At 46.6% G+C, this 1,713-nt stretch carries 2 protein-coding genes; both read left to right on the top strand.

Going from position 1 to position 1,713, the window contains the following annotated elements; all coding sequences use genetic code 11:
• A partial coding sequence (locus tag KDK19_RS00060; RefSeq protein WP_257291074.1) for a WD40 repeat domain-containing protein occupies window positions 1-1,128 on the top strand: 1,128 nt, incomplete at its 5' end.
• 154 nt (window positions 1,129-1,282) lie between these two features.
• Window positions 1,283-1,713: F-box protein (locus tag KDK19_RS00065; RefSeq protein ID WP_257291075.1), on the top strand; the 431-nt coding region annotated here is incomplete at its 3' end.

The raw sequence follows: 1,713 nt of genomic DNA on the forward strand, positions 1-1,713 counted from the left end.
CTGTTATTTTTCACCAAGACTAAGCTGATGTCTGAATGTAAAACATTTGAATTAGATACAACAACTATTAACGAAAAGGAATTCGTAAACTCAGCCAACCTGAGTGTCGATGGCCGCCATCTGGTCACCGCCGGTGGCGATTGCTCAGCGATAATCTATGTTCATAAGGCTGATGGATCATGGGAAATAACAACCACCATTCCTCATCATTTCTGGGTCAACTCAGCCACCTTCAGTCCGGATGGCCGCCGGGTGGTGACCGCCAGTGTGGATAACACGGCTAAAATCTATAGCCTGAATACCGATGGATCATGGGAATTAACAGTTACTCTTGTTCATGAGGGTATTGTCGAATCAGCCACCTTCAGCGCCGATGGCCTCCATGTAGTGACCGCCAGTGCGGATGAGACGGCGCAAATCCATAGTCAGAAGACTGATGGATCATGGGAATTAACAGCCATCCTTTTCCATAGTCATATTGTCAATTCAGCCAATTTCAGCACCAATTGCCGCCATGTAGTTACCGCCAGTTCCGATCACACAGCGCAAATCCATAGCCTGGAGGCTGATGGATCGTGGAAAAAAGCAGCTGTCATTTTCCATAAAAACTGTGTCAACTCAGCCAGCTTCAGTCCTGATAGCCGTCGTGTGGTGACTGCAAGTGACGACAACACTGCGAAAATCTATGTCCACAAGGACGATGGGGCATGGGAACCAGAAGACACCCTTAGCCATACTCACTGTGTCAACTCAGCCAACTTCAGTCCCGATGGCCGCTATGTGGCCACTGCCAGTAAGGATGGTTCGGTAAGAATTTACAAGAAAGCCAATGGATCATGGAAACAAAAAGCCATCTTTTTCCATAGGTACGGATTCGAGGCTTTCTCAGCCACTTTCAGCCCTGACGGCCGCCACCTGGTGACAACCAGCGGTGAAGGAACGGCGAAACTCATTGGTCAGATGGCCGATGGATCATGGTCAGAAAAAGCCAGTGTTTCCCATAATGGCTGGATCTACTCAGCCACCTTCAGCGCCGATGGTCGTTATGTGGTAACCGCCTCCAACGACAAATCGGTGAAGATCACTGAACTACGAAGCAACCATTCATTACTTGCTGTCACTGAGTAATGCCATTTTGAGTGCGCTAAAAGGCAGAAATTCTGTTTGTTGCCCTTAACAACATTTTTTGAACTTTCATTCAAAAACCGACTCTAACTCTTCGGTATCGACATTGACTGTCCTCACTGATCGAAGATAAATAACCACTTTGGAGCATTCAGGGATGCATGGAATAGATAATAACTCCTGCATTGCACAATCAAACACTCTACCCATCAGACAAGCTCATCCGGAGACTGCATCATCCTGTGTCAGTGCCGGTCGATCCGTCGCTGTTCCTGATAAGGTAAAAGCTTCATTGCGAAATTTATCCTTTTTATCTTTTTCCAGGATTTTTCGCTATCTGGGGCTCCGGGATATTCGCAGTTTGGAACAGGTATGTACCTTCCTTAACAGGGCGGTTAAAGAGGATAACGCTCTGGCAAAAGCATGGTATCGCAGGTTTTCTTCACCACATCAGACTCAACTAAAGATGTCCATCACGGCAAAAAATGAGGATCAACTCCGTGATTGGTTGAATTCATTTACCAAGGATGAAACGCTACTGGCGTCGTTCAAAGATTGCAAAAAGGAGAGTGTTTATTTCCCTGCCCT

This window comes from Endozoicomonas sp. ONNA1, from assembly GCF_024606325.1.
GTDB lineage: Bacteria > Pseudomonadota > Gammaproteobacteria > Pseudomonadales > Endozoicomonadaceae > Endozoicomonas_A.